This window comes from Alphaproteobacteria bacterium (genome assembly GCA_018063245.1).
Lineage (GTDB): Bacteria > Pseudomonadota > Alphaproteobacteria > JAGPBS01 > JAGPBS01 > JAGPBS01.
In genome coordinates, this window is sequence record JAGPBS010000004.1 from 28620 (window position 1) to 55349 (window position 26730).

The 26730-nt window shown below is 39.1% G+C and carries 22 protein-coding genes and 1 tRNA gene; 15 read left to right on the forward strand and 8 right to left on the reverse strand.

The features are described 5' to 3' along the window. Window positions 1-38: 38 nt before the first annotated feature. Genes KBF71_00910 through KBF71_00930 form a run of 5 tightly spaced genes read left to right on the forward strand, consistent with a single transcriptional unit; the run spans window position 39 to window position 4301 of the window. The gene (locus tag KBF71_00910) at window positions 39-950 is read left to right on the forward strand and encodes a F0F1 ATP synthase subunit gamma (protein MBP9876878.1); all 912 of its coding nucleotides are present in this window, start codon (window positions 39-41) and stop codon (window positions 948-950) included. 57 nt (window positions 951-1007) lie between these two features. After that, a complete protein-coding gene (gene atpD / locus KBF71_00915) occupies window positions 1008-2444 on the forward strand; it encodes a F0F1 ATP synthase subunit beta (protein MBP9876879.1) in 1437 nt (478 codons plus the stop codon). 49 nt (window positions 2445-2493) lie between these two features. Continuing rightward, window positions 2494-2919, forward strand: a complete 426-nt coding sequence (gene atpC, locus KBF71_00920; GenBank protein ID MBP9876880.1) for an ATP synthase F1 subunit epsilon — start codon at window positions 2494-2496, stop codon at window positions 2917-2919. A gap of 32 nt (window positions 2920-2951) precedes the next feature. Further along, window positions 2952-3608, forward strand: coding sequence for a hypothetical protein (locus tag KBF71_00925; protein ID MBP9876881.1), 657 nt, complete (start codon window positions 2952-2954; stop codon window positions 3606-3608). Between the two features lie 45 nt (window positions 3609-3653). Continuing rightward, window positions 3654-4301, forward strand: a complete 648-nt coding sequence (locus KBF71_00930) for a hypothetical protein (protein MBP9876882.1) — start codon at window positions 3654-3656, stop codon at window positions 4299-4301. Between the two features lie 10 nt (window positions 4302-4311). On the opposite strand, the gene KBF71_00935 is transcribed toward KBF71_00930, so the two are convergent. Genes KBF71_00935 through dapE form a run of 3 tightly spaced genes read right to left on the reverse strand, consistent with a single transcriptional unit; the run spans window position 4312 to window position 7303 of the window. Then, window positions 4312-5499 carry a CoA transferase gene (locus tag KBF71_00935; protein ID MBP9876883.1) on the reverse strand — a complete coding sequence of 396 codons (1188 nt, stop codon included), beginning with the start codon at window positions 5497-5499 and terminating at the stop codon, window positions 4312-4314. 12 nt (window positions 5500-5511) lie between these two features. Further along, the gene (locus tag KBF71_00940) at window positions 5512-6144 is read right to left on the reverse strand and encodes a hypothetical protein (GenBank protein MBP9876884.1); all 633 of its coding nucleotides are present in this window, start codon (window positions 6142-6144) and stop codon (window positions 5512-5514) included. Further along, a complete protein-coding gene (gene dapE / locus KBF71_00945) occupies window positions 6119-7303 on the reverse strand; it encodes a succinyl-diaminopimelate desuccinylase (GenBank protein MBP9876885.1) in 1185 nt (394 codons plus the stop codon). The genes KBF71_00940 and dapE overlap by 26 nt, the downstream gene beginning before the upstream one ends. A 185-nt stretch (window positions 7304-7488) precedes the next feature. Here dapE and KBF71_00950 point away from each other — a divergent pair. The 6 genes from KBF71_00950 (at window position 7489) to KBF71_00975 (ending at window position 13805) form a co-directional block, all read left to right on the forward strand. Beyond that, a tRNA-OTHER gene (locus KBF71_00950) sits at window positions 7489-7566 on the forward strand. A gap of 23 nt (window positions 7567-7589) precedes the next feature. Further along, window positions 7590-8678, forward strand: a complete 1089-nt coding sequence (locus tag KBF71_00955) for a hypothetical protein (protein MBP9876886.1) — start codon at window positions 7590-7592, stop codon at window positions 8676-8678. Beyond that, window positions 8671-9666 carry a hypothetical protein gene (locus KBF71_00960; protein ID MBP9876887.1) on the forward strand — a complete coding sequence of 332 codons (996 nt, stop codon included), beginning with the start codon at window positions 8671-8673 and terminating at the stop codon, window positions 9664-9666. The genes KBF71_00955 and KBF71_00960 overlap by 8 nt, the downstream gene beginning before the upstream one ends. Next, complete coding sequence (locus KBF71_00965) at window positions 9667-11958, forward strand: hypothetical protein (GenBank protein MBP9876888.1); 2292 nt, start codon at window positions 9667-9669, stop codon at window positions 11956-11958. A gap of 2 nt (window positions 11959-11960) precedes the next feature. Next, on the forward strand, window positions 11961-12845 hold the full coding sequence (locus KBF71_00970) for a hypothetical protein (GenBank protein MBP9876889.1): 885 nt from the start codon (window positions 11961-11963) through the stop codon (window positions 12843-12845). Window positions 12846-12947: 102 nt separating this feature from the next. Beyond that, window positions 12948-13805, forward strand: coding sequence for a LysR family transcriptional regulator (locus KBF71_00975; GenBank protein MBP9876890.1), 858 nt, complete (start codon window positions 12948-12950; stop codon window positions 13803-13805). Between the two features lie 263 nt (window positions 13806-14068). Here KBF71_00975 and dapD read toward each other — a convergent pair whose 3' ends face one another. Next, entirely contained in the window at window positions 14069-14905 is an 837-nt protein-coding gene (gene dapD, locus KBF71_00980; protein ID MBP9876891.1) for a 2,3,4,5-tetrahydropyridine-2,6-dicarboxylate N-succinyltransferase, read from the reverse strand. A gap of 155 nt (window positions 14906-15060) precedes the next feature. Here dapD and KBF71_00985 point away from each other — a divergent pair, with 155 nt between their 5' ends. Beyond that, entirely contained in the window at window positions 15061-16158 is a 1098-nt protein-coding gene (locus tag KBF71_00985) for an FkbM family methyltransferase (GenBank protein ID MBP9876892.1), read from the forward strand. A gap of 5 nt (window positions 16159-16163) precedes the next feature. Here the strand turns inward: KBF71_00985 and KBF71_00990 are convergent, their stop codons facing one another. The 4 genes from KBF71_00990 to KBF71_01005 all read right to left on the reverse strand — a co-directional run bounded on the left by KBF71_00990 (window position 16164) and on the right by KBF71_01005 (window position 20933). Next, window positions 16164-17048, reverse strand: coding sequence for a class I SAM-dependent methyltransferase (locus KBF71_00990; GenBank protein ID MBP9876893.1), 885 nt, complete (start codon window positions 17046-17048; stop codon window positions 16164-16166). Next, a complete protein-coding gene (locus KBF71_00995) occupies window positions 17049-18491 on the reverse strand; it encodes a mannose-1-phosphate guanylyltransferase/mannose-6-phosphate isomerase (protein ID MBP9876894.1) in 1443 nt (480 codons plus the stop codon). 69 nt (window positions 18492-18560) lie between these two features. After that, a complete protein-coding gene (locus tag KBF71_01000) occupies window positions 18561-19916 on the reverse strand; it encodes a UDP-glucose/GDP-mannose dehydrogenase family protein (protein MBP9876895.1) in 1356 nt (451 codons plus the stop codon). Between the two features lie 21 nt (window positions 19917-19937). Beyond that, window positions 19938-20933 (reverse strand): NAD-dependent epimerase/dehydratase family protein, encoded by a 996-nt coding sequence (locus tag KBF71_01005; GenBank protein ID MBP9876896.1) that lies wholly within the window; start codon window positions 20931-20933, stop codon window positions 19938-19940. Between the two features lie 207 nt (window positions 20934-21140). Here KBF71_01005 and prsR point away from each other — a divergent pair, with 207 nt between their 5' ends. The 3 genes from prsR to KBF71_01020 all read left to right on the forward strand — a co-directional run bounded on the left by prsR (window position 21141) and on the right by KBF71_01020 (window position 26561). Further along, window positions 21141-22508, forward strand: a complete 1368-nt coding sequence (gene prsR / locus KBF71_01010; GenBank protein MBP9876897.1) for a PEP-CTERM-box response regulator transcription factor — start codon at window positions 21141-21143, stop codon at window positions 22506-22508. A gap of 87 nt (window positions 22509-22595) precedes the next feature. Further along, window positions 22596-25373: a PEP-CTERM system TPR-repeat protein PrsT gene (gene prsT / locus KBF71_01015; GenBank protein ID MBP9876898.1), complete on the forward strand. Its 2778-nt coding sequence runs from the start codon at window positions 22596-22598 to the stop codon at window positions 25371-25373. A gap of 72 nt (window positions 25374-25445) precedes the next feature. Further along, window positions 25446-26561, forward strand: a complete 1116-nt coding sequence (locus tag KBF71_01020) for a glycosyltransferase (GenBank protein ID MBP9876899.1) — start codon at window positions 25446-25448, stop codon at window positions 26559-26561. Window positions 26562-26730: the final 169 nt, after the last annotated feature.

Here is a 26730-nt window from a genome sequence, read left to right on the forward strand (position 1 = left end):
TGGACAGTCAGTAAAAATAAGATAGGGGCAAGTATAAGATGCCGAGTTTAAAATCTCTCCGGAATCGGATCAACAGCGTTAAATCGACACGTAAGATTACCTCTGCGATGAAAATGGTCGCAGCTTCAAAATTGAAGCGAGCCCAAACAAAAGCAGAGGCAGCAAGGCCTTATGCACAGAGTCTTGGTAAAATGTTAAAAGCAGTTCTTGCAACGACATCACCTGAGATTGTGGGCTCAAAATTGATGAGCGCAGCGGGTGATCATGTTCAATTGCTTGTTGTTATATCATCTGATCGAGGTCTTTGTGGTGGTTTTAATGGAAACCTGATTCGTCATCTGCGCGCTAAAATAACGGAATTAGAGAGCGTTGGTAAAGTTGTAAAATTGATCACAGTTGGCCGTAAAGCAAAGCAGCTTTTAACACGCGAACATGGCTCAAAAATTGTGCATCATTATCAGAATTTGGGTAAAAACATCCCCTTTTCCGAGGTTCAAGAAATTGGTGAGACAATTTTGGAAATGCTCGAAAAAGGCGAGTTTGATCAGTGTCACTTTGTGTACAATGAGTTTATTTCAGTGATTAGTCAAGAAGTGCGCATCAAACAAGTGATCCCATTTTCAGCAGATTCAAGCGATGGCAAAGCTGCGAATAAAAATTTGAAGAATGAGGCAACGGATGGTCAAGCAGCATCTGAACAATATGAGTTTGAGCCTGATGAAGAAACAATTCTTGAGTCTTTGTTGCCAAAGAATTTTCTGATTCAGCTATACCAAGCCGTTCTTGAGAGTGCTGCTGGTGAGCAAGGGGCGCGCATGAGTGCCATGGATAATGCAACGCGCAATGCTGGTGATATGATCAAGAAATTAACCTTGAATTATAACCGTACCCGTCAGGCTGTGATTACCAAAGAGTTGATCGAAATTATTTCTGGGGCAGAGGCCGTTTAGAATTGTTAAAAACCAGTTGTCATAAGTTAGATAAAAAATTGAAGAAGGAGAAATAGGATGTCTGCAAAGAAAGTTTCAAAATCGATAGGAAAAGTGACCCAGGTTCTGGGTGCTGTGGTTGACGTTGAGTTTAATGAAGGCGAATTGCCACAAATTTTGAATGCGATTCACACACAGAATCAAGGTAAAACATTGGTGATGGAAGTGGCTCAGCATTTGGGTGAAAATTCAGTGCGTGCGATCGCCATGGATTCAACAGATGGTATGGTTAGAGGTCAAGAGGTAGAAGATACAGGCGCTCCGATTATGGTGCCAGTTGGACCTGAGACATTAGGCCGCATTATTGACGTGATTGGAAATCCAATTGATGAAAGAGGCCCAGTTGGTGCCAAAAAGTCATCAGCAATTCACCGCTCAGCACCTGAGTTTGTTGATCAATCAACGGAAGCACAGGTTCTTGTAACAGGGATTAAGGTTGTTGATCTGCTAGCTCCTTATAGCCGTGGTGGCAAGATTGGTCTTTTTGGTGGCGCTGGTGTTGGTAAAACTGTTTTGATTATGGAGCTCATCAACAATATTGCGAAAGCACATGGTGGTTATTCTGTTTTCGCAGGTGTTGGTGAAAGAACACGTGAAGGAAACGACCTTTATCACGAGATGATGGAGTCAGGCGTTATCAAAACAGATGGTCCAGGTTCAAAAGCGGCTCTTGTTTATGGACAAATGAATGAACCTCCAGGAGCAAGGGCGCGTGTTGCTTTAACGGGTCTGACGCTCGCTGAATATTTCAGAGATGAAGAAGGGCAAGATGTGTTGTTCTTTATTGATAATATTTTCCGTTTCACACAGGCAGGCTCTGAAGTGTCAGCTTTGCTCGGCCGTATTCCATCTGCTGTGGGGTATCAGCCAACTTTGGCAACAGATATGGGTATGCTGCAAGAACGCATTACGACAACAAATAAAGGGTCTATTACTTCTGTTCAGGCAATTTATGTGCCTGCGGATGACTTGACTGACCCTGCACCTGCAACATCATTCTCTCACTTAGATGCGACCACTGTTCTATCGCGCCAAATTGCTGAATTGGGGATTTATCCTGCTGTGGATCCACTTGATTCGACAAGTCGTATTTTGGATCCTCGCGTTGTTGGTGATGAACATTACCAAGTTGCACGTGACGTTCAGCGCGTTCTACAAAGCTATAGATCCCTTCAGGATATTATCGCGATTCTGGGTATGGATGAGCTTTCAGAAGAAGACAAATTAACAGTTGCAAGAGCGCGTAAGATTCAGCGTTTCCTTTCACAGCCATTCCATGTTGCTGAAGTCTTTACCGGAACACCTGGTGTTTTTGTGAAGTTAGAAGACACAATCCGTGGATTTAAAGGCATTATCTCTGGTGAATATGACCACTTGCCTGAAAGTGCCTTCTATATGGTTGGTACAATTGATGAGGTTGTCGAAAAATCTCGTAAATTGGCGGAAGCTGCTTAAGACATTTGATAAAGTTTGGTAGGAGCCTAATGGCTCAAAGGAGAAAATGATGACGACTCAATTGCAACTTGATATTGTGTCCCCAGAGGGATCTATATTTTCAGGACCTGTTTCCTATGTTGGAGTTCCGGCTTCAGAGGGGCGTATTAGCGTTCTGCCTCATCATTCTCCTTATCTATCGAGTCTTGCGCCAGGCGTGATTGAAATTCAAACAGATGAAACGGGGAATGATAAAAATCCTGAGCGTCATTTTGTATCAGCAGGTTTTGTTGAAATTTCTGATAATAAATGTACCATTTTGGTTGAGGACATTTTGCCTTTTGCTCAATTGGATGAAAAACAGATTGATCAGCAGATTCAGAATCTGAAAGAAGATCTTGAAGATGCCAAGACAGACCATGATCGCTCGAAAATTGAAGCGGCGCTGCATGTTCAAGAAGTCAAACGGACGGAGCTTCAATTTTATCAGAAGTAACGTTGATATTTAAAGATAAAGGAGAGAAAACAATGTCAGGCATATTTAAAATTCAAAATACAGGTTTTGCAGCGCAAGCTTTTAAGGCAATCGTCTTGAATCCGCAGCGTCAAATTAGTCATCTTCCCATTCGGCGATGTGGAGGACTATTAACAGTTGCAACACATAACTTGCAAGCACGACAAGGCCACCTTGCCTCAAAACCATTTACTCCATTGATTCAGAAATCATCTATTGCAGATGGAGGACTAACCCTTGTAGCTGGGGGTTTAGGGCTTTACTATCTGATGCGAGGAAAATCAGAGAAGAGAGAAAAAGATGAAGTACTCCAAAAAGTAATAACTGATCTCGACGTTTTTAGACTTGTTTGTTCTGAAAAAGAACAAATTGCTTATTCAGACTCTCTGTTGAAAGCCATTGAGCCTTATTTTGCAGACTCGTATATGTTGAAGGGGATGAGTCTCAAAGCCTATGTTAAAAAGAACTCATCTATTAGAAGTGAAGCAGAATTGAGTCGTCATATTATTGATGAGACGGTTACGGCGCTTAGGCATACAAAACATATAATCTCAATTTTTAAACAATTTGATGAGCAGTTTTTAGACTCAATTGCTATTGGCTTAAGATTATCAAGATATCCTAAGTGTTCTGAGGGCTATTCTCTTTTGGCTGCAATGCAACCGAAATGAAAAAATTTTTAATTTCATCACGTAAAAATGTAAGGGAGAAAAACAATGTCCGGCATATTTAAAATTCAGAATACAGGTTTTGCAGCGCAAGCTTTTAAAGCCATTGTGTTGAATCCTCAACGTCACTTTAGCCATCTTCCCGTTCGGCGCTGTGCTGGCTTGTTGAGTGTTGCACCGCAGAGCTTGCAATCACGTCAGGTGAAGATTGCTCCTTTTACACCATTGATGCAAAAGGCCACCATCGTTGATGAGATTTTGGCAGGAACCTTTGTTTTTGGTGTTTATATTGCAACACAAGTCTATGCAGAGCGCAGAGTTGTGCGTCATATTATTCAGAAGGTAGAAGAAGAGTTGCGCATTTTTCGGATGAGGGCTTCGGATGCAGAATTGACCTCTTATGTGAATAATTTAATTTCTGCTCTTGAGCCATTTCATTTACTGTATAGGCCATCGAACCTGAGAGAGCAAATGATGGGTTATGATGATCATAAAGATGAAATGCGTTGGAATCGTCGTAAGATTGATGATGTGCTTTTGGGGCTTCAGAGTACCAAAGATAGGATATATGATCTTGATCGGTTCAATGATACTTTTTTAGACGTCATGCATTATAGAACATTGTGGCCTCGATTCTTGAAACCGCCATCTGGCTTTTCAGTTTTAAAAGCTGTCATGCCGCCTGAAATGAAATGAATGTAGAGCCTTACTCCCCAAGCCAGTCTTTGAGAATCTCCGGTTCATGCTCATTGAGCTGGGGAGGGGCATACTTATACTCAACTTTGGTTCTTGAGAATTTGATGGGATTGCCGATGAGATCAATATTGTCTCCAGCCCCTTTATGATGCATTTGAATTTTCATACCTCGGGCTTGGACTTGGGGATCAGCAAATGCTTCTGGGACAGTGTTGATCGGGCTGCAAGGGATGCCTGCCTTATTTAAAAGCTGGATCCAATAAGCCCCGGTTTCAGCGCGCATCAGGGGACGCAGAATGTCAATCAATGCCTCTCGGTTTTGAACGCGATTTTGGTTTGTTGTAAAGCGTGGATCCTCAGCCAAATCATCTCGCTTAAGGCACGCGCAAAACTTTTGAAATTGGCTGTCATTGCCAACGCCAAGGGCTATCCAATGATCTTTGGCCTCAATCGCTTGGTAAGGAACAATGGATGCGTGCGCATTGCCAAGGCGCGGTGGGTTTTTCCCAGAGGTCAAATAATATTGGCCAACATAGGAGAGCCATGCGATTTGACAATCTAAAAGAGAAATGTCGATATATTGGCCCTTGTGAGATGTCTGTCTTTCATGAAGTGCTGCGAGAATAGCTGTTGAGGCATACATGCCCGCCATCAGATCTGCAATGCCAACACCAACCTTTTGAGGCTCGCCATCTATCTCTCCAGAAACGCTCATGATGCCCCCACGTGCTTGGATCAGAAAATCATACCCAGGGTAATCAGCATAGGGTCCTGTTTGTCCAAAGCCAGTGATGGAACAATAAATAAGTGAGGGGTTAAGAGCTTGTAATGATGCGTAATCAAGTCCAAATTTTGTGAGATGACCCGTTTTAAAGTTTTCAATGAGGATATCAGCTTTTTGAGCCATTTTTTTGACAGTGTCTAGGTCAGTAGGGTCGGTGAAGTCGAGCCCTATTGATCTTTTGTTGCGATTGGCTGAAAGGTAGAATGGGCTTTCTGTTGTATCGGTTCCAACTTTGTTTTTCAGATAAGGCGGGCCAAAGAAACGGGTGTCATCACCTTTGTTTTTTTGTTCAACTTTCACAATGTCAGCGCCAAGATCGCCTAATAATTGGGTTGCAGAAGGGCCCGCCAAAATGCGGCTTAAATCAAGAACTTTGAGTCCGTCTAAAGGAGGCGTATTTTGATGATAAGCCATTGATCCTCCTCTTTATGAAGCTGCAGCTGTCGGAAAAACAAGAGATAATATGCCGATCGTTGTGAGAAGAGCAATAATGTTATCAAGAAGAATAAGACCAATCGTGAAGCCAACCGAGGCATTGAAGCTTTGACGGATAATAAAATATTGAAGAAAGATTCCGTAGATGCCGAGTAGGAATGAGACTGTTAAATGAAGTGCATCTGAAAATGAGAAGAGTGTGACGCCAATGATAATGACAACTTCTGCAACGATCATCATTGTCACAAGAAGATTTCTGATTTGAATATATTTAAGAAATCCTGGCCAGCGCTCAAAACTTTCAGCAATACGGGCAAGGATCAAATAATAGGTCGCATGATGCATCAGAAAACAGAGGAAATAAACAAGCCCAAACAGCTGAAAGTCAATTCCTTTTTGAGCAAAAGGTGTTTGATCATATTGTAAATAAATGCTGAGGAGACTGGCGGGAAGGGCGATAAAGACCAATGCAAAAGACTGATAAGCATCAAGAGCATTTGCCTTGAAATGGTTGACCATGTTTGCATCAAAAGTAAGGATCTTCATGATATTTTCGCGCCAGATATATTTGGCGGAATCAGAGAGATCTGGGTCTATCTTAGGCGTTTTCTTGTTTTTTGACATGTGATGATCCATGGTTAAAATAGAAGCTAAGCATATGGTGATATATTTCGGCAAGTTTTTCAAGCTCATCACAATGGATATGTTCATTGATTTGATGGATGGTTTTTCCCAAAGGCCCAAATTCTAAAAGAGGGCAATAAGGAAACATAAAGCGTGCATCAGAAGTGCCGCCATTTGTTGTAAATTCAGGTCTGATTTTTGTATGGTTTTCAACAATGTCTGCAAATTGATTCAGCATATCCATTGATGTGGATGACAAGAAGGATTCACCGGTTTCAATAAACTGAATCTCTGTTTTCAGGGTCGTTGTTTGATGAATGATTTTTTCGATGCATGTCTTAAGGGACTCAGTTGAGTAGGTTGTATTAAAACGAACATTGAATCTGAGCTCTGCGAATGCGGGGATAACATTGTAGGCCTCCGAAGATGTTTTCAGGGCAACCACTTCAAGATTGGTTGGCTCAAACCATTCATTGCCGTCATCGTAGTGAAATTCATTTAAGGCTTTTGCAATATCAAGCAAGGCAGGGACAGGATTTTCAGCCAGATGAGGATAGGCAGCGTGGCCTTGTTTGCCAATCACTTTAACGGTGCCAGAGAGGCTGCCGCGTCTGCCAACTTTGATGGTATCGCCAAAGCTTTTTCTGCAGCTAGGTTCACCAACAAGACAGAAGTCTGGTAAATGATTGTTTTCTTTCATCCAGCCAATGACTTTTTTCGTGCCATTGATGGCAGGGCCTTCTTCATCGCCTGTGATGAGAAGACTGATTTTGCCTGTAAAGTCTTTGTGTGATGTTTTGAAAGCAGCAAGCGCTTCACAAAAAGCGGCAACACTCGATTTCATGTCAACGGCTCCTCTGCCATAGAGAATGCCATTTTCGATATGGCCTGCTGTTGGCGGATGAGTCCAATCGTCAAGAGGTCCATAAGGAACAACATCCACGTGGCCTAAAAAGCAAAAGTGCGGTGCTCCTGTTCCGTAAAAAGCAAAAAGATTATCAACTGCATCCGCTTCTTCGCCGTAGGTGAGTCTGTGTGTTTGAAGGCCAAGGGCTTTGAGCCTCTGTTCAACAAGATCGAGTGCTTTGCTGGCATCAGGCGTGACTGAGGGACACTGGATTAAGTCTTGTGCAAAAGAAACAAGGGGCGATTTAGTCATGACGTAAGAGCTCATTGATGGAGGTTTTAGGATGGATCGGATGAGGTTATTTTAGCTTAAAATATCAACAGAGTAAAGAGATGGATGCTGAAGGTGATATTGATAGCGTGAATATTTCTTGAAAGTTTTTTTGATATTGACAGGGGAAGATTATGAATCTATGATTCGAGTACTTTGAATACTATAGGCGTGTAGCTCAGAGGGAGAGCGCTGTAGTTTTACATTACAGAGGTCGGTGGTTCAATCCCATTCCACGCCAACCATATAATAATAAAATTGGATATAAATGAGAATGATGAATATAGTGCCTGAAATAGATCTGCCAGAAGCTTTCATTATAAAAAGAGATGATTTGCCTTCCATCCATTCGGTTATTGAAGATGGTAAAGAGTATCATCTGGGGATTGTTAAAAACCTCAGAGAGAATGATGAGTTAAAAAATTTTATCCCTGAAAATTTAAAACTGTCCATGAGTTGGGTTAGGTTAAAAAATAATGAAACTTTAGAAGTCCATCAGCATCCTATAAAGTCGATGATTATTATTTGTAAAGGTTCAGTTGTTTTTACAGATGGTTATCGGAAGCTCTGCTTAGAAGAGGGGGATATTGTTGCTGTTCCTTCTCAGGCATTACATGGGTTTATAAGTCAAGATGTTGAAGGATTTTGGGGAATTTCAGTGCAATTTGAATGCCATGGTCTTTATGAAGATGTAAAAAACCCTCTTGTCTCTTTTGTTCAAAATACAAGTCAAATAGAGCAAAATTTCTTAGAGCTGAAAAAGAGGAATGAGGTTTATAAAAGACAATTCTCAGAAAGTAGAATTTTTCAGCTTGTGCGAAAAGGTTATTTTCAAGAAGACGCTAAGAAAGAAATGTTTCTTGATTATTTTCAAATTTGGTCGGATCATTTTCAAAAAATGATGACTCTGAGAGTTGCACTTTGTAATGAACCCAAATTTCTTGAGTATTTTCAGGAGCATTTTAATGAAGAATTTGCTCACAATACGATGTTAAAGAAAAGTAGAACAAATTTTCAAAGAAGATGGGATCCTGTTTTAGAGAGTCTTGGTGCGTTGTTTGTTAATAAAATGGCGACAGAAGATAATCTCTCTAAACTGTTGATTGTGAATTTTGTTATTGAAGAATCTGCAACTGTTTTTTATGCAAATTTTCTTTCTTTGTTTAGGGAAAAGAGTAAAGAGCATTTTGAAACACACAATGAATTGGACCATGATCATGCAGAAATGGGCATTGAGGAATTTAAAAATTTAACATCAGATAAGTATCAAGAGCTCTACAAAATACAACACGAGAGTTGGTTGGCGTTAATCGCTCTATTTGATCGTATAGCAGATCTTCTTCAACAAGATGAGTAAAAAGAAATCAATTGCTATTATCGGATTGGGGCGAATAGGGGTTCTTTTAGCGCAGGGTTTATTTAAGCTGAAAATGACTCAAGTTGGAATACTCGATGGTGATATCTATTTGATTGGACATGACGAAAAATCTCTTTTAGCCTTTCAAAAAGATTTTGAAGATTTTGTGTTTGTTGAAGCTATGTATGGCGATAATCGAGAGACTTACTTAGAAGCAATAGAGCATTGTTACTTTACGACTGATTTTGAATGTCTTAGAAAGGCTGATCTTATTATATGTGCTTATGGGAGTCGTTTGAAAACTGTCATCGCAGACAGACGAGATTTACTTTTACAGCATGGCAGACTCACGATTGAGATTGGTACAAAGATAAAGAATTATGCAAAGAAAGAAGCGTTTTTGTTAAATATAGTGAATCCTATTGAATCAATAACGTGGATGCTTCAAGACATAACAGGATTGCCGCATGAAAGAGTCATCGGGATTGCGGGTACTCATGATATCGGCCGGTTTGCATACTCTTTGAGTGAGGTTTTAGGGTGTTCTCTTCAATCTATCGATTTAAAATCATTATATGTTATTGGAGAGCATGGGAATAACATGATTCCATTATTGAGTCACGTTAAAGTGAATGACGCTTTTTTACCGAAAGATGTTGATGCTGACTCTATCCTGAAAAAAACAGTTAGCAGAGGAATTGATATTTTTTCATTGAGAGGTACGCCCCCCTATTTGGGTCCTGTTTCATCATTGCTTTCCACATGTAAAAATATTCTCTCGGGTAAAAGTTTTCAAACAACAATTACCCTTTTTCATCCTGATCATAATTGTTACATCATGTATCCTTGTGTGATAGAAGGAATGAGTGGTGTTGTTGAAGTTGCTCAAAGTTTATCCTTAAGTGAAGATGAGGAAATCAAGTTTGTGGGAGCAATTAAGATAATAAAAGCTGATTTTGAAAGTTTAGACGATTTAGGTAGGTTTTAAATGTCACTAACGGTAGATGAACTTAGGGGATCTTATAGTATTCTTCAAAATAATTGTAAGCACTTATCTTTGCTTCATGGATTTATGTGGGATAAAAGCGGTCTTGCTGAGAAATTTTATCATTTTAGTGATCCGATGAGTTCGACAGGAAAGGTAATAAGAGCGTTTTTCTATCAACATAAGGCTGTTGAATTTGATGTCACAACTTCTGTCAAAAATCCTGTTTATTATTTTAGCATTAAAACATTGACATTATTAGTTGCTCAACTTCATGCCATTCAAGAGCTTTATTTTCAAGATCCAAGGATCGATCTTTACCCTTTTAAAAATGGCTTGATTGATAAAATAAAAAGAGATAATGACTTTAAAGAGAATCTAGAGAAGGCAGTTGAAAAATTTACTCTTTTTGAAAAGGCTCAAAAAATTATCTTGGCGTTTCATGCTCAATTTGAGCATGAGGAGAAATGTAATAAAGAGAAAGTCGAAAGAGTAAAACAGTCAATTGCCTTAAGACAAACAGAATTAGATCTTTGTGTAAAGAAGATAGAATCTTTAGCGCCTGAGTCTTTAAAACAGTCTTTAAAGACTATTCGTGCACAAATGAAAACTCTTCCCAAAAGACGGAAGACTGGCTGTCTTGAGGGAGCATTGTTACAACAAGCTATTCAAGAAAACAAAGAAATTAAATGCGGCCTTCATAGATTAGAGACAGAAAAGAGATTAGTAGAGGAATCTATTTTATCTGAGATTCCTCTGCTTTATGTGACACAGAAAAAAGAAATTTGTCTTGTTTTAGATTCTGATAGGCTTTTATTAAAGGATCTCCAAAAAAGTCAAAATGAATATCGACAGACTTATCAAGAGAGGCTTTTATGTCGCCTTCAGGCAGAAGGTGTTTCTCTGTCATTTTATAATGAGAATCTTCAAATTTTTGGTTATGAGAGGTATCTTTCTTACAAACTAAACGGTATTGCTAAAAAACTTGACCCAGATGCTAGGTCCCTTGTAAATGTTAAATTGCCTTTACTTGTTGAAGACCTCATCAAGTCTTCAACAATCGAAACGAGTCAAGAAAGCCGAATCTATCCGCCTTATACAACTTTTAATATTTTACTGACTTTTCTTTGGAAGAAAATATTATCAGGAGCGGATGTTAATGATTATTTCAATGAACTCTCATTAAGGATACTGCTTTGTTTAGAGAGTCACAAAGCTATTCTTAATAAAGAGGATGATTTTGAAAATTATGTACTCTCTCTGTATGAGCAGAGAGTATATAACGCTTTTTTCCCTGAATTAGCGATCACGGCTATTTCTCGTGCATCTGATAAGGGGATTGAAACTTTTCCGGATTGCGGAGAAACGAGCATTCGAAATTTCATCAATGTGCTTATAAAAGATCATAAAAAGAAAATTTTGAATGCTGATTTTCTTGAAAATATACCGTTTCCTGTTTCAAAAGGAGTGATTGCTTTTTATCGCAAACACTCTAGTTTAGAGTCTATTTCTCATCAAAATACTCATAATGATTGGGCAAAGCTTATTTCTTCTTTCAATCAGGATCAACAGAAGCCTACTATTTCCTATACCAAACCATATCTTAATCCCTTTTATGAATTGAAGCCAGGCGGCAGAAACATGCTTCATGTTCTTCAAAAACTCCTTGGAGTCGAAGATATTGGTCAGTTTGTAGAAGCACTTGCAAAAGTGAAAGGGGAAAAAATAGAGTGTTGCCTTGATCATTTTTTCCCAGATCGATTTGATTTAAATGATTATGAGAATAAAATTATTTTGACCTTTGAGGATCAGCATGTTTTTGAATGGTATTTTTTAAAGCAGCATTTTCGAACAAAATTATTTGAAAAAACGATGAATCGTCAGTCTTTTGATAGGGGGCTAAAAAAATTCGAACCCTACATGGTTGAGTCAAAGTTGACTCAAAATGCTTATTTAAATCTTTTAGCGCTTTTCTATAAGAAAGAAACTTTTGAAAAAGAGGATGCTTTTTATACTCAAGAGGGGCTGAGTGAGAGTGATCAATTTTTTCTGCATTTATTAACAAATCTTGATTCAGTGGAGACGCTTGATCAGATGATATTGACATTACTTGAGAAAAAGTCATTTTTAAACAATTCTTCCATAGCGCGTTCAGTGGGAGAAATGATGTTGAAGATTCCGAATGATAACTATCATTATGCGAAACGAACTTTGTATGCTAAACTGATCGAGTCTAATGAACTGATTGTGTTGCAGCACTTAATTCCCTCTTTAAAAAGTCAAACGGTATCTTAAATATGAGTCGTCATACATCTCTCTTTTTGATTTTTCTTTTTATTCTTGTTTTTACGGGTAAGGATCTTTTGACAAAGTATCTTTTCATGAATGAATTAACCATATTTGAGATTCTGTTTTTTATGGGAGTGGGGTGTCTATCAATTGCTTCTTTAGAGGTTGTGATTAAAAAAGAATCAATGTTGCCTAAAAACGCACGCTATCAATTTTTTCGATTATTTGTAACCGGAGGAGCCTGGTTTTTTGCAACACTTTCTTTTAAATATCTCAATGCTGGGACAATTAGTATAATTTCTAAAGTGAATACGCCTTTGATGATTATCGTCGCCAGTTTTATAGGGGTGTTTTATACTAAAAAACAAATTCGCATATCTTATTTGACAGTTGTTTTGTTTTTTGTTTTTGCGATTTGGAACCGCAATCCGAATGATCATTTTTTAGGTTATCTATTTTTTAGTATTGCCTTGGGGTTTGTTATTATTGAGTATATTATGCTTAAGGATAGTACGCAAAAGGAGAATATGTACATTGTGGCAGCGACGCCTTCTATCTCTTGCTTTTTGATAGGTTTGTTTGGTATCTGTTTTCAGGAATCGTCTTTTCAAGCCCTTACATCTTTCACAGGGGCTCTTTTATTTTTGAATGGGATTGTGATGTACCTTTTTTATAGGTTGAGCATCTATCGTTATAGGATTTTACCCCTTGGTCTTTCCGAATTGCCTGCATTGCTGGCCTCATATGCGATTATTTTTGCAGAAAGGACTCTATTTGATATACAACATTCTGTCGGATATAGTCTGTTCTTAGTGCTTGTAACGGTTTTATTGCTTTATATTTTCTCGCTACGTAAAGAACAAAGATTTTTAGATAAGGAGATTGTATCATGATGAAAAGGGTTGAGATTCAATCAAATTTTGACAAATAAAAATGAGGGGGCTTGCATGCAAAAGGGAAAAATCACATTAGATCAGATCGTTCATTTTCTGGAAGTGGCTGATCATCAATCAGTGAGTAAAGCTACCTTGAAACTAGGATTGACTCAAGGAACGATAAGCACAAGCCTGTCTAAGCTAGAAAATGAAGTTGGTGAAAAGCTATTCATAAGACATCAAAACGGGCTAACTTTAACATTTCAAGGAAAGCAATTCTATAATATTGCAAAAGAAGTAGCGCATAAAGTAGATGAATTAAAAGGCTTCTTGCAGACAGATAAAAAAATGAGTGGTCATCTACGGGTTTCCGCTCAATATGGGGTTGCGTCTTTTTTACTTGTAGACGCAGCTGCTCTTTTGAGGCATCAATTTAGCAATATTTTTGTAGAGATTGTTTGTGAAAATACAGATAGAAAATTTGAGGACTACTCATGCGACGTGGCGATAAGATCCGCAGTGAAGAAGAGGATGGACCTTGTTCAAACATATTTATTTTCAACTCAGTTTAATATGTACGCGAGTCAAAAATATCTCGATAGCCATGGAATCCCTCAAACACTGGGAGACTTAGATAGGCATCATTTGATTAGTGCTTCTTATTTACATGCGGAAGATTTATTTTTTGCAGATTGGCATCTCATTGAGAATCGCCAGAGTGCAGCGATAAGGAAACCAGTCTTTTCAATTGATACATCAAGTGGCGCTTTAAAAGCTTGTGAGAAAGGGATGGGGATTGCGACTTTACCAGATTTTATGTTAAGAGAAATTGATGAAAAGTTGATTAGGCTGCTTCCGGATTATCAGCCCCCTAAATTAGATTTTTTTCTGATTTACCCTAAGGCATCTCAAACCTCAAGAAAAATTCAAATATTTGAAAACTTCCTGGTGGCGTATTTCAAGAAAAAAATGAGTTAAACTAGCATTATCTTGTTTATCAATATTTTTTTATTTTTTATTGACTTTGTCAATATCTTGATCTATTATAGAAAATGAAGGCAATAAGTGAGATGAAGTGCTCCTTTTTATTGAGATTGATCATTACAGTAGTCCCTCCAGTTCTCCTGTAAATTATTCTCAAGAGCAGCGTGTTCTTTCAGTTGCGTATAAATACGATATTCCAGAGTTGTATTCATGAAAAACCATCTTTTGACGAAGGTGGTTTTTTTTCTGTTGGCGATTTAGTCATGACGTAAGAGCTCATTGATGGAGGTTTTTGATTTTGTTTTTTCATCGACTTGTTTGACGATAACAGCACAAGATAAATTTACGGTTGATTTTTGGGATGGATCTGATGAAGGTATTGTACCGGGGACAACAACGGAATAAGCAGGAACGCGTCCATAATGGATCTCGCCTGTTTCGCGGTTGATGATTTTTGTAGAGGCACTGATGAAGGTTCCCATGGCAATGACAGAACCCTTTTCAACAATCACGCCTTCTGCAATTTCAGAACGAGCACCAATGAAGCAGTCATCTTCAATAATCGTGGGGTTTGCTTGGAGAGGCTCTAAAACGCCGCCAATACCAGCTCCGCCTGAAAGATGAACATTTTTACCGATCTGAGCGCAAGAGCCAACAGTGGCCCAAGTATCGATCATTGTGCCTTCACCAACATGAGCGCCGATATTGATGTAGGATGGCATGATGATGGCGCGCGGCGCAACAAAGGCACCATAGCGAATTGTGGCTGGCGGTACCATCCGAAAACCAGCTTTTTCGAACATTGTATCTGTCCAGCCCTGTGTTTTGAGGGGGATCTTATCGAACCAAGTTGCATTTGGGCCGCCCGTGATGAGTTGATTGGGCTGAATGCGGAAGTAGAGCAGAATGACTTTTTTAACCCATTCATGTGTTGTCCAGCCTTGCTCTGTTTTTTCAGCAACACGGATCTCGCCCTTGTCAAGAAGAGTAATGATTTGCTGGATGAGTGTTTTGTGTTTGTCAGGAGAGTTCGGTGAGAGTTGATCTTTTTGGTCCCAGAGATAATCAATTGTTTTAGTAAGGTCTTGAAGCATTCTTTTGTTTCCTGTTGAGGTTCTTTGAATGCTTCTATCTTAGACCGAAATAGGAAGAGAGTAAAGAGGGGGATGGGGGATTCTTTGTTTGACACTTATAGGCACCTTAAGTATGATGAAGGTTGTGGGTTTGATCAATTAAAGGGGCTATTATTATGGATGTTAAAAAGAACACAGGGACTTTATTTCAGAGCAAATGTCTTCAATTGTTGACTGAAGATTTTGTTTTGATTGATATTGGGTGTTCAGGAGGAATCGATTCAATTTGGCATGAAACCTTTAAAGGCAAGCTTCAAGCCTATGGGATTGATTCAAATATTGCAGCTATTGACGATTTAAATAAAAAAAATACAAACTCAAAAATCAAATATACAGAGGCTATGATCGCTTGTTCCAGCCAACAAGTATCGGTTGGTCGTGTTGAAGAAGGTTTTTGGGATAGAACAAGCGCTGCGGTGGCTTCAGAGATTGCAGCAAAATCTGTTAAAGAAATGAATATTGATACGGTTATTACGAATAATTTGTATCAGCATATCGATGCTGCACAGAATGTTGTCACATTTAAAGACTATATTGATGCTCACCAGATAAAGTCAATAGACTTTATCAAGATCGATATCGATGGTGATGATTTTAATGTTTTAAAAAGTGCTGAGGATATAATAAGGTCTCAAAGTTGTTTGGGCGTTGTGATTGAAGTTAATTTTTATGGTGAGATGAATCGATTCAGTGAAGTTGATATCTTCATGAGACGATTAGGTTTTGAAATTTGTGAACTTCGACCTAGGCGATATGATTCTAAGGTCCTTCCAGGTCGTTTCGAATTTGCAATGACTGCTCAAACAAATGACGGCAGAATCGCATATGCTGATGCGCTGTATTTAAGAGATCCCTGCAAAGAAATCATAAATGGTTCAGCGGTTACTTTGACTGTCGATCAGTTACTAAAGCTGTCCATGCTCTATGATGTCTGTTCCATGTCGAGCTGGGCAGTAGAAATACTCATGAGTTTCAAAAATGTTTTAGAGGATGCAAAGATTAATGCTGAAGAATTTCTTGATTTGTTAGCACAAGATGCATCGAGACGTCATAGTTTGTCATTCTTAGGGAGCAATCCTTCTTATCGAAAATATATCGATGCTTTTAAAGAAAATTATAAATTATTTTTTCCACGAGTCTCTTTCAGATCAAGTATTCCTGTCCCAAACTTTGTGAAGCGAGCCTATCGAAAAGTAAAATATGGGAGAGGATAAGATTTTTATTTTTTGATTCCAACAAGAATCCAACTTGGATAAATCCAAAATAGGTCTGAGAATTGGTCACGTATCTCTGAGAAAATTTCAATTATTCCTTCACAAACACCGCGAGGGCTTGACATATCTGTAATAACATCGAGGTCTGGACAAAAGTCATGCCACATGACAATACCTCCCGATCTAATGAGAGGGAGAGCTTTGTAGGTGTCATTAATAACGAGCTCTTTTGTGTGGCCTCCATCAATTAAGCAGGTGTCGAAAAAGCCTTGCGGGTAGTTAGTTGTATCCCATTCACGGCTGTCACAATATATTTGACATACGCGGTTTCCTAGATTATTTTCTTTATATTGACGTCCAATGAAACTGTATGAATCGGATTGATGATATATTTTCTGAGAGGATGTTTTCGTATTAATTTTATCGCCTAAATGAAATCCATCAGAGTCGAGTTCCTCAGAGTAGGCCCATGTATTTGGGCCGTCTTGCGGCTCACCTTCCCAAAGATTCATGGTCCAAACAGTTGCACTACACTCTTTTAGACATAGAACAACACCCTCACCTTTCCAGGTGCCAAATTCCAGATGTCGATTTGGTTTAAAGTTTCTAAAGATGTAGCCTAGGATAGGTGCATCATGAATTTGCATTTTCCAAGACTGAAGAGATGTTTTGAGAAAAGAGGCATCGTAAAGATATGGTGAATCAAAACCAAGCTTCCTTTGAAGTTCTTCATAGGATGTTTGCGGGATTTTTCTTGATAGTTCAGATAAAATAGGAGCAAATCTATTGCGAATCAATTGCTTTTCTTTTTTGATTTTAGCCTCAGGCAAAAGCTCTGGATTTACTTTCATTATAACTTTTTTGACAATATTTTTTGCAATTTGTAGCACTTACTTTCTCCCATAATCATCATTGAAGCGAACGATATCGTCCTCTCCTAAATAAACTCCTGATTGAACTTCTATCAGCTCTAGCGGAATTTTACCAGGATTTTCTAATCTGTGCTTCACCCCGTTCGGAATGTAAATCGACTCATTCTCGAATAAAAGTACCACTTCATCATCACGCGTCACTTTAGCTGTCCCTTTAACAACAACCCAGTGTTCAGCTCTGTGATGATGCATTTGTAATGACAATCTGCCGCCTGGTTTCACAGAAATGCGTTTGACTTGGAAGCGCTCACCGCGATCGATACTTTGATAACTGCCCCATGGCCGATGTTCAACAGAATGCGAAAAAGCATGCTGACGATTCTGTGCACGCAAGTCTTCAACAACCTGTTTGACATCTTGAGCTGCTGAGCGTGATGCAACGAGAATTGCATCGGGATTATCAACCACAACAATGTCATCAAGGCCAATAACAGCAACAAGCCTGTTGTCAGATCGGATGTATGAGTTTTTCACATCGCGCACGGTGATATCACCAATGAGAGTATTGCCGTTATCGTCACCAGCGCCAATTTCCCAAACAGAATGCCATGATCCTAAGTCATTCCATTCAATAGATAAAGGCATCACTTTGATGTTTTTTGCTTTTTCTAGAATGCCATAATCGATTGATTGAGAGGGAGATTCTGAAAAAAATCTCATTTTAGGAACAAGCGTTTGCCCATCGCGCAGACCAGCTTGATATGATTGGTCAACTGTTTCATAGATTTTAGGTTCAAAGGACTTGAGTTCTTTAAGATAAACTGACGTTTTCATCAGAAAAATACCAGAATTCCAGGCATAATCACCTGACTCCAGATAGGTTGAAGCTGTTTTAGCATCAGGTTTTTCAACGAATTGAATCACATCTTTAACTGGAGAATTAGCCTTTGTTTTATACTGTATGTACCCATATCCTGTCTCAGGACGGAGAGGTGTAATCCCAAATGTGACAATATTACCTTCGAATGCTTCATCGGCTGCTTCCGCAATGGCTAAAATAAAGGCCCTGTGATCTGCGATATAATGATCTGCAGGCATGATAAGGAGGAGTTCATCACCCTTAGCGTCAATTTCTTTTGAATAGAAAGCAGAAAGCGCAATCGCAGGGGCTGTATTCTTTGCAACAGGTTCGAGAATGAGCTCATAATCTTTGATTTGTTGAGATTCAATCTCTGTTTTGAGCAACATCTGATGTGCTTCACTGGCAACGATCACAGGAGGGAGAAAAGTGACCTTTGGTCCCAGTGATTTTAAAACGGTTTGGTCAAGAGTGATACGTTTCAGCGTATGCTGAAAAAGGGTTTCTTCCCCTAAAAGTTGACAAAATTGCTTTGGATAATGCATGCGTGATAAAGGCCAGAGGCGCGTTCCAGCCCCGCCGCATAAAATAACGGGCCTTATTGAAATCTGTTTTTTGTTGGTATTGTCAGATTTATCGTGCGCCATTTTTATTCCTTTATCTTCAATGACTTATCCGGCTTTAGATATTGCTTTTGCGTTTTTTTGGGAGGCTTGTGGAAAGTAACCTTTTCCCAAATGAATTAAGTTCATGTTTTCAAATGAGCTGGTCTCCAGGAGACGCCAACAGTCAATAACTTGAGTTTCTTTTGAGTTGAACATATCTTCATTAATGCCTCTGAACTCGTCCCAAGCAGTCATAAGAACAACAATATCCTTATTATTTAAGGCTGATTCAAGAGAGTCTGCATAAGTAACCTCATTACCCAAGATAGCTTCTGCCGGCGGCATTGAAACAGGATCATATACTGATACATCAAATCCCGCACTGATAAGTTTAAGAGCTAGAGCGATTCCTTGAGATTCTTCAATCACAGGGGTGTTTGGTTTGTATGAGAGGCCTAAAATTGAAACACGTTTTCCAGAGCGTGAAAGTGATTGTATAATATTCAGTACGCGCTGTGTCTGGTGATGATTAATGCTATCGGTTGCTTTTGCAATATCCGTTTTTACATCAAGAATGCGGGCAAGTTGATTGAAAGCAACATTATCACGAGGGAAGCAAGGTCCACCATAAGCAACACCACCTTTTAGGTATTTAATACCAATCCGAGAATCGCACCCGATTGCATCGGTTACAACATCAACATCGGCCTCAGGTAGATAGTCACAAATTTCAGAGAGCATATTCGCATAAGAAATTTTTGTGGTGACGTAAGTGTTTACAGAGATTTTCGCGAGCTCTGCATTCACAAAGTTCATTCTTTTGACAAAGGGTCTATTTTCAGACGAATGAAGGTAAATCATTTCGAGCAGATCGCCTGCTTTTTTATCGCTTTCGCCAATCAAATAGAAATCAGGGTAAAGCATATTTCTGATGACAGAGCCTAAAGCAATGAATTCAGGGCTGTAGCAGAGGCCAAGTGAATCACCTAGTTTTTTGCCAGAAGCTTTTTCAAGGGCTTCACGAATCTCACCGCCAGTTGAACCAGGCATAACCGTACTTGTGATAACAATCAAATGATATGAGCTTTTGTTTTTAAGAGCCGCTCCAATTTCAGTCATTGCATCGATGACATATTTGTTTGTGAAGACACCATCAGCGCCACTTGGCGTTGGAACGATAACAAAAGTTGCATCACTATTTTGAATTGCATAACTCATGTCGGTTGTTGCACTTAAGTGCTGCTGACCCTTTGTGATGTAATCCTGTAATTCAGGTTCAGTCACCGGAGCAATGCCTTGGTTGATTTGATCAACAAAGTGCTGATTTTTGTCAACACCAATAACATTGTATCCCTTAACAGCAAAAACAGCTGCCATAGGAGATCCCAATTTGCCAAGGCCAATGATAGATAGATTTCTCATGCTTATCTCCTCATGTATAAACTAAGCGACTTTTCTGACAGACGGATTGGTCATCTGTTCATAAATCCAAGAATATGTCTTACGTAAGCCATCTTTTAGAGCGATTGAAGGCTCCCAATTGAGCTCCTTTTTGATGAGTGTATTGTCGCTGTTACGACCACGAACACCGACTGGTGCGTTCAGATTGTAGCTGCGGGTTAGCTTCACATTTGCGATCTCTTCAACAATATCAACCAATGTATTGATTGAAACAAGTTCAGAGCTACCAAGATTGATTGGGTAGAGAATATCGCTATCCATAATCATTCTTGTGCCTTTCAAACAATCGTCGATATACATAAAGCTTCTTGTCTGTTTACCGTCTCCCCAGATTTCAATTTTACCTGATTTGTTGAGCTGCGCTTCAATAACTTTGCGGCAAATTGCTGCAGGCGCTTTTTCACGACCGCCGTCATAAGTGCCAAGTGGCCCGTAAACATTGTGATAGCGTGCAACGCGTGTTTCAAGACCAAAGTCTTCACGGTAATGGCGGCAGAGTCTTTCACCAAATAGCTTTTCCCACCCATATCCGTCTTCAGCCATTGCGGGATAAGCATCTTCTTCTCTAAGGGCAGTGACATTAGCATCTGTTTGCTTGTAAGCCGCATAGACGCAAGCAGATGATGCAAAGAAAAATCTTTTCGCGGTATAATGTTTTGCAGCAACAAGCATGTGAGTGTTAATCAGAGAAGAGAGCATACAAAGAGCTTTGTTATGTTCAATAAAACCCATACCGCCCATGTCAGCCGCTAAGTTGTAAATATACTGAGCGCCTTCACATGTCTCAAAACAAGCATTCTTTTCCTGCAAATCAAGTTGACGATTGTCAACATCAGGTAAGAAATGATACCATTCATCAAATGGTTTTTTATCGACAGCCCTAATATTTTTATAGCCTTCATTTTTGAAATGTTCAACAAGTGCGCCTGCGATAAAACCACCAGCGCCGGTTACAACAATTAAATCATCTTTTTTCATACGATACTCCATAAATTTATAATGTTATACCGCATCCTAACAAACCAGGCACCGAAATACAATCTCTATTTATTTTTAAGCAATCTATTTTATTGTAAGCTTATTTACATGAATTTGACTCTAATAATAAAATATGTCTATAATATATGCTATGATATATTGTCAAACAGGGAAATGTAGATGTCAGAAATACAGGCGATTGATCAAATGCAAAAAGGGTCTTCTGCTCCGTTGACTTTGCTTGTTGTTGAAGATGATAAAGGTGTTCAAAGTCAGTTGAAGTGGGCATTGGCAGAGAGCTATAACTTATTTATGGCTGAAGATAGGCAAACAGCTCTTGAGATAATGGATCAAGAAAGGCCTATGGTCGTGATTTTGGATTTGGGTTTGCCCCCGGATGCCAATGGGGCAACAGAGGGGTTGTTTATCTTAGAAACAATCCGAGAAAAATATCCAACAACAAAAGTAATTATTGCAAGTGGTAATAGTGATTTACAAAATGCTCTTAAGGCGATAGAGCTTGGCGCTTATGATTTTTATTCAAAGCCAATTGATCTCGACGTTTTGAATCACATCATTAAACGAGCATGGCATGTTGCAAAGCTAGAGAAAGAAAATGAGCGCAGGGCCGGATCGATGCAGAATGCCTACCTGGATGGTATCATTTCAGGGGATCCAAATATATCAAAGATTGCGCAATCTGTCCGAAAGATTGCATGTACTGATATTTCTGTATTAATTACAGGTGAAAGTGGTACAGGGAAAGAGCTTGTAGCAAAGGCGATTCACTATAGCAGCCCAAGAGCAAATCATGAATTTGTTGCCATCAATTGTGCGGCGATACCCGAGAATTTACTCGAGAGCGAATTGTTTGGATTTGATAAGGGTTCTTTTACAGGCGCTGTTACCCAAAGTATTGGTAAGGTTGAGGTGGCGAATCAGGGAACTTTGTTTCTTGATGAAATTGGTGACATGCCTTTGATCTTGCAATCAAAACTACTACGATTTCTGCAAGAGCGTCATATTGAACGAATTGGTGGCCGTAAAAAAATACCAATTGATATTCGCGTGTTATGTGCAACGCACCAAAATTTAAAAGAGATGATCACAGCGGGCACTTTTAGGGAAGATCTTTTTTACAGACTCAATGAATTTTCAATCACCCTGCCTCCTTTACGAGAAAGAGTCGGTGATATTGAGTTGCTTGCTAAGTATTTTATCAATCGTTTTTCAAAAGAACTGAAAAAACAAGTGACGGGCATTAGTGATAAAGCGCTTGTGGTTCTTGAAGAGTATGGATGGCCTGGAAACATAAGAGAGTTTGAGAATAAAATAAAAAGAGCTGTTATTATGACAGATAAAAAGCAGATCACGGCTCAAGATTTAGAAATCACCGCAAAGAATGATTTTGATGGACTGCCAACTTTAAAAGATTTTAGAGACAAGCATGAAAAAGATTTGCTGATTAAAGCACTACAGGCGACGCGCGGCAATGTGAGTCTTGTGTCTAAGATTTTGGACATTAGCAGGCCAAAGGTTTATGAAATGATCGAATCTTACAAGATTGAACTTTAACCCAAAATCAGGGCAGAATCATCACACGTTTTAGAAATAAATTAAGATTTCATCGTCATAATGGGGCGATCAATAAGGAGAAAAATAATGTCTAAAAAATCTGTTTCATATCTTTTGGCATCTAGCCTTTTATTTACAGCTCTTAGTATGCAGGCCTATGCAAATGATAAAAGTGTTGCTTTGACAAAAAAAGCCCAAGAGGCAATGGAAAAAGGCGATGCAAATACAGCAATCATTCATTTAAAAAATGCTTTGAAAGAAGATGACTCAGATGTTGCTGCGCGCGTTAAGCTTGGAGATTTGTATTTCGCAAAAGGTCAGCTTGCTGATGCAGAAAAAGAATATGAGTTTGCCCTCAGTAAAGGTGCTGATGATAAGACATTTATTTTAGCTCTAGCAGAAGCCTATCAGCGTGAAGGTAAATTTGATGAGGTTATAGATAAAATTCAACCTGGAAATCGCGGTGATGATATTGAATCAAGAATCATCGGGGCGCGTGGTTTTGCTTTTCTAGGCAAAGGAGATATTGAGCAGGCTAAAAAACTTATCGGAGAAGCTGTTGCTAAGAATCCAAAAAACCCTGATATCCGTTTGTGGGAAGTCAATCTTTATGTTCAATTGAAAGATTTAAAACAAGCGGAGAATGTGCTTGATGAAATTCTCAAAGAGTCACCTGATTTTGTGCCTGCGCTCGTTTTGAAAGGAAATTTTTTAAAATCGAATCAGAAACTTGATGAAGCTGTGGACCTCTACACAAAAGCGCTTGATAAAGATCCAAAGGAATTTCAAGCACGTTACAACAGAGGTCTGTCTTATTTTGCTTTGAATAAAGACGCTGAAGCTGAAAAAGATGCTGCTGTTTTAACAGATATAGCTCCAAAGCATCCTTTAGTAAACTATCTGAATGCTTTGTTGCTTGCGAAAAAGAATCAAGATGATCAAGCCACAGAAAAATTACAAACAATGGGCGCTTTTGTGAATGAGTATCCTCCTGCATTGTATTTAATGGGGATGTTGAATTTTAGAAATCAACGCCTTGAAGCAGCGGAAGCGAATTTCAGAATGCTATTGGGATTTGCGCCACAATCTGCTGATGTACGTATTTTCTTGGCGAATATTTATATGGCAAAAGGAACACCACAAAAAGCAATCGATTTGCTCAATGAAATTGTGACAGACAGTACAACAGATCAAAGACTTTTGGGCACTTTGTCAAATGCTTATATGAAAGCAGGCAAAGCAGACAAGGCAACTGAGATCCTAGAAAAAGTCATTAGTATTGCGCCTGATAATGAAGAAGCTCAAACAAGGCTTGCTTTGACAAGACTCCAAGGTGGCAATGCAACAGAAGGTCTAGCAGAGCTTGAAAAATTAAATGAGAAAAATCCTGATAATGTTCAATCAGGCTTGCTTCTTGCAATCTCTTATATTCAAGCGAATCGTCTAGAAGAGGCTGAGAAAGAGATTCTTGAGATCAAAGATAAGATGAAAGACAATCCTTTCCCTGAGAATTTGTTAGGTGCCGTTTACGCAAGAATGAACCAACCTGACAAAGCACGCGAAGCTTTTAATAAGGCCATTGCGATCAAATCTGATTTTGCGCCTGCATACTTCAATCTTGCTGGTATGGCGATTGTTGAGAAAAAATTTGATGAGGCTCAAAAGTTCTATGAATCAGTTTTGAAATTTGATGATAAGAATATCAAAGCCTATACAGGACTTGCAACTCTTGCAAATCAAGCGGGTAAGAAAGACGATGTGTTAAAATATCTTAAAATGGCAAGTGATAAGAATCCAAAAGATCCGCAACCTGCGATTGCTGTGGTTGATTTTTATCTGGGCAATCAGGATACAGACACAGCTTTGATGACGGCACGTAAACTATCTGAAACTTACCCAGATGATGTTTATGTTCTAGATGTGTTAGGCAGAACACAATTGCTCGCAAAGCAATATGATGGAGCCATAAGCACATATCAGAAACTTGTTTCTGTAAACCCAGAATTGCCGATGGGTTATTATCGATTGGCGCAATCTTATGCCTCAGTTAAAAAGATGGACGAAGCTAAGAAAACCTTGCTGCAGGCTGTTAAATCAAATCCTACTTTTATACTGGGCTATCGTGATTTAATCGCTCTCGCTGTTCAGGAAAAGAATTATACTGAGGCTCTAACTTATGCCGAGGATTTGAAGAAGAATGACCCTAAATCATCTCTAGGCGATATGGTCATTGGCGATATTTATCGTGAGCAAGGTGATATTGAAAAAGCGATGCACGCCTATAAAGCAGGATTCGACTTCCAGCCGAATAATATGCTGCTTGTAAAGCTTTATGAAACAAATGTTATGCAAAAAAAGGAAAAAGAAGGCCGTGAACTTCTTGAGAATTGGCTTGAAAAAAATCCGGATGATGCTGGCGTTTTGACTGTCTATGCAAACCATCTTTTACAGGTCAATGAGAAAGACAAAGCAATTGCCCAGTATGAGCATGTGTTAAAATTGAATCCAAAAAATCCGATGGCATTGAATAACTTGGCTTGGTTGTATCATGAGAAAAGTGATCCAAAAGCAATCGAAACAGCAAAACAGGCCTATGATCTAGCGCCAGCTGTACCTGAAGTTGCTGATACTTATGGATGGATCTTGTTCAAAAGCGGTGATAAAAAACAGGCAAGAACAGTTTTCTCAAAATCTCTTGAAAATGCAGAGACAAAAAATCCAACAATTCAGTATCACTATGCTTTTGTGCTCTCAGAAGATGGCGATAAAAAAGAAGCGGTGAAAATCCTACAAGCTCTTTTAAAAGATAATCCAAACTTCCCTGAGAAGCCGGATGCTGAAAAATTGCTGAAGGATTTGAGCTAATAACGGTTTGAAAATTTGAGAGAGCTCCGATAATCGGAGCTCTTCTGCATTGAGGGAGTCCATGAGGCGCTTATGAAAAAACTACTCCATGTTTTTCCATCTCTTGCGTTGGGCGGATCGCAAAAGCGTCTGATCGATTTGCTCCATGATCCAATTCTGGGATCGCATCATCATCTTTTCATTTGTGTTGAGCCTAAGTGTGAGATTGAAACTTACTTTCCTTCCGGGCTTAAATATACGGTCATTCCATTTAAGCCACTTCCTTTTCTGCCTCAGCGCTATGCCCAAATGCGTAAAGTTCTAAAAGAGCTAAAACCTGATGTGTTGCTCACCTATAATTGGGGAGCCATTGAATGGGGGCTGGCGAACTTTCCTGAAATTGTACCGCACTATGTTCATCTTGAAGATGGATTTGGCCCTGATGAACAATCAAGCCTGAAATTGCATCGTACATTGTTCAGGCGTCTTGTTTTTACGCTCGCGCTTGATGATCTCATTGTTCCATCACAGACACTTGCTGAGATTGCGGATGCTTATTGGAATGTAATCCCGCCGATGCTTCATTATATTCCCAATGGAATTGATATAAAGCCTTATAAGCAGAAGAAAACAGCAAGGCGGGCTTTGCTTGAAAAGCTGGGGCTTCGAGATGAGTCTTTGTTCTTGTACGGATCCATTGCAAGGCTGCGAAAAGAGAAAAACTTTCCAAAGATGATTGAGATTTTTGATAGGCTCCAGGCGGATGATCCAAAAGCGCGGCTCGTGATTATGGGAACAGGATCTGAAGAAGAGCATCTCAAAGCACTGGTTGCAACAAAAAATCTGACGGATAAGGTTTTCCTTATGGGGCACATCAGTGAGCCGGGTAAATATTTACCAGGTCTAGATATGTTCTTGTTGACCTCAGATACTGAGCAAATGCCTTATTCAATTGTGGAAGCCATGGCATCTAAGGTTCCGATTGTGACAACAGATGTTGGTGATATCAAAACGATGCTTTGTGCTGAGAATACCGCTTTTCTTGCCTCTAAAACAGATAAGGCGGGTTTCATCAAAAAAGTGAAGCTCTTGCGCGACGACAAAGCTCAACAAGCAAGGCTTGCTGAGCTCAATGCCGAGAAGGTGAAGACTGAGTATCTCCTAGAGACAATGAGAGAGGCCCACCGGGAGATTTATTTGGAGGGGTAAATAATTCTTAAGGGCAGTATTAGGCCATTCTTTTTCAGGAGGTATTTCTCAAAACGGTCACAATAAATGTTTTTTTACAAAAAAGTATTTTTTTTTTTTTTTTTTTCATTAAATATGATTTATAATAGGACTATGTTTTGTAAAAAGCATATTTAATGAATTTTTAATG